Consider the following 2,860-nt stretch of genomic DNA (forward strand, 5'->3'; position numbering starts at 1 on the left):
GCGCCGACTATCATCGCCGCGGCCTCGTACGCCGGGAAATTGACGTCGGGGATGAGCACCAGTTCCCCGGGGTCGACCAGGGCCTGGATGCTGAAGAAGATGAGCGGCTTGGCCCCGGGGGCGATGACGACCTCGGCGGGACGCACGGGGGTGGAGTAGGTCCGGGTGAGGTGCTCGGCCACCGCCTCGCGCAGGACCGGAAGACCGGCGCTGGGGGCGTAGTGCGTCTGCCCGGCGTCCAGGGCGCCCTTGGCGGCGGAGATGATGTTCGGCGGCGTGGGGAAGTCGGGCTCCCCAACCTCCAGGTGGACCACGTCAATCCCCCGGGACTCCAGGGCCATGGCCTTCTGCTTTATCTCGAAGCCGGTCTCGCGACCGAATCCTGTCAGGCGGTCGGCAAAACGGATGTCATCCGCGGCCACGTTTTCTCCTTTGTCTTTTTTTTAAAATCCACGGCGTTGGCGGATCGCCTCGAAGGCGGCCACTCCGAAGGCCACGCTGGCGTTGAGCGATTCCACCTCGCCGAAGAGCGGGATGCAAACCAAGAAATCACAGGCCAACTCCACGGCGTGCCCGACCCCCCGGCTCTCGGCGCCCACGACGAGCGCCAGCGGACCCGTCAGGTCGGCGGAGTAGATGGTCTCACCGGCGTCACCGGAAAGCCCCACGCACCAGACGCCCAGCTCTTTCAAACGACGGAGCGCCTGGGCGACGTTCGAGACCACGGCCAGCGGCAGGTGGGCCGTCGCTCCGGCCGAGGCCCGCACCACGGTCCCGGTGACCGGCGAGGCGCGGTTGACGGGGATGACCGCGCCGTGGCACCCGGCGCACTCGGCGGTCCGCAGAACCGCGCCCAGGTTGTGCGGATCCTCCAGGTGGTCGGTTACCACGAGGAAGGGCTTCTCCCCGCGCTCCTCCGCTATTCCGACCAGGTCTTCCACCGTGAACGCCCGCCGGTCCACCTCGGCCGCCACGCCCTGGTGTCTCGGGGAACGGCAGATTTGGAGCAGTTCGCGCTCTGAAACAACGGTGACGGAAACGCCGCCCTTCCGGGCGTCGTTAGCCAGGGTCGAAATTTTCCGGCCGCGCTCGTGCGCCACATACAGGCGCATCACGCCGACCCCGGCGCGCAGCGCCTCCTGGACGGGTCTGTAACCGTAGATAAGATCCAAAACGGTACGCTCAACGCCAGCAGGCGTAGGTGATTTCGGTATCCTCGCCGGCCAGTGGCCGGCTCTCCATGGTTTCCAGATTGACGACGCGGCTCATCCAACGCGGATCGGAATAAACCGTGACGAGAAGCCATTCCCCGTCGGGACTAGGCCGGGGGAAAAGGACGAGGCCCTCGATTCCGGCCAGGCGCTCCGCCGTGGGCGATCCTTTCCGCTCCCACGGCTCGTCGATGCGCCAGACGGAACCGACGGGCACCTCCCCGGAGTACTCGAAGCTGTCGAAGTAGAGCGCGCCGTCGGGTGCGAACCAGGGCGAGCCCTCGTCGGACGGGGAGTCGTAGACCGCGAACAGCGACCCGGTGGCTATCTCGCAGCCCCAGATGCCCCAGTCCGCCTTCGCGCCGCCGGCGCCGTCACGGTTGCTGGAAAAAACGATTACCGACCCGTTCGGCGAGCCGTCCGGCGAGAGTGTCGGGGACTGGTAGTCGGCGTCCCCCGGTGTAAGTTGCCGGAGACCTCCGTCGTCGTAGATGAAAAGCTGCCAGCGGCCGGTCACCGGCTCCTGGGCGTCGAAGACGACCGAACCGTCGAGGGGGGCCGCCGCCGAGGACAGTCCGGCGGGGTAGGACGACAAATCGAACCGCCGCTCCGGCTCGCCGAAGCGGTCACCCGAGAAGGCGAGGGACCAGAGGGCGGGTTCGCCAGCTTCAGCTCCGGCCCAAGCCCAAAGCTCCCGACCGTCCGGGGTGAAGACCAGTTGATCCACCGGTCCGGTGAAAGGCAGCGCCACCGGTTCGCCGAACCGGAGCCCCTCGTCTCCCAGAACCGGCATGTAGAAGGCCCGGCTGGTGTCGCCTTCCCGGAGGACGAAGGCCGCGCCCATCGGCCGCCGCCCGATTTTGCAGGACGCCGCCAGGAGAAGACCGAGAATCAAGAGAATGCGCAGAGCGGTTCTCACCCGTCACACCTCGCTTTCGGGCCGGTTCGGCGAGCCGTTCGGCGAGCCGTCGGAGACCAGCGCCACCGCCCAGGCCGCGATGCCCTCGCCCCGACCGGTGCAGCCGAGCCCCTCGGTGGTGGTGGCCTTGATGGAGACCCGGTCCCGGTTCAGGCCGAGAACCCGCCCCAGCCTCTCGCGCATCGCCGGGACGTGGGGCGCCAGCTTCGGACGCTCGCAGGCGACGACCGCGTCCACGTTGACCACACTGAATCCGGCCTTGGAAAGCATCCCCGCCACCTCGGCCAGAAGGGCGCAGGAGGCGATTCCGGCATATCGGGGGTCGGTGTCGGGAAATTGTTGGCCGATGTCGGGAAGCCCCGCCGCCCCCAACAGGGCGTCCATCACCGCGTGGACCAGCACGTCGGCGTCGGAGTGCCCGGCGAGCCCCAGCTCGAAGGGAATCTCGACCCCGCCCAAGACCAGCTTTCGGTCGGGCGTCAGCCGGTGCACGTCGAACCCGATTCCGACCCTCATGGAAAAACCGCCTAAGCCGTTGCACGGTGTGGATTTTAGGTTTATCCCGCCGGGGTGTCAACACGGTCGTCTTCCGAGGTCTCACCCGCGGCGGCCCCTGATTCACCGGACGGAACCCCCGGCGTATGCTATACTTGCGGCGACGCACCACGACCCGATATGCTCATACGCATCCTCATCGTTCTAACGGTTGTCTCCACGCTCGCCACGGCCG

Annotated in this window: 4 protein-coding genes; all 4 read right to left on the reverse strand. The window is 67.6% G+C overall.

Annotated features, from left to right (window positions below; genetic code table 11):
- On the reverse strand, window positions 1-422 hold a 422-nt coding region (locus NTW26_01720; protein ID MCX7020991.1), incomplete at its 3' end, for an aminotransferase class I/II-fold pyridoxal phosphate-dependent enzyme.
- Between the two features lie 21 nt (window positions 423-443).
- Window positions 444-1,172: a 23S rRNA (guanosine(2251)-2'-O)-methyltransferase RlmB gene (gene rlmB, locus NTW26_01725; protein MCX7020992.1), complete on the reverse strand. Its 729-nt coding sequence runs from the start codon at window positions 1,170-1,172 to the stop codon at window positions 444-446.
- 10 nt (window positions 1,173-1,182) lie between these two features.
- Complete coding sequence (locus NTW26_01730; GenBank protein ID MCX7020993.1) at window positions 1,183-2,130, reverse strand: hypothetical protein; 948 nt, start codon at window positions 2,128-2,130, stop codon at window positions 1,183-1,185.
- A 3-nt stretch (window positions 2,131-2,133) separates the two neighbouring features.
- Window positions 2,134-2,646, reverse strand: a complete 513-nt coding sequence (gene ispF / locus NTW26_01735; protein MCX7020994.1) for a 2-C-methyl-D-erythritol 2,4-cyclodiphosphate synthase — start codon at window positions 2,644-2,646, stop codon at window positions 2,134-2,136.
- Between the last annotated feature and the right edge of the window lie 214 nt (window positions 2,647-2,860).

This window comes from bacterium, from assembly GCA_026398675.1.
Taxonomy (GTDB): Bacteria; RBG-13-66-14; RBG-13-66-14; order RBG-13-66-14; family RBG-13-66-14; genus RBG-13-66-14.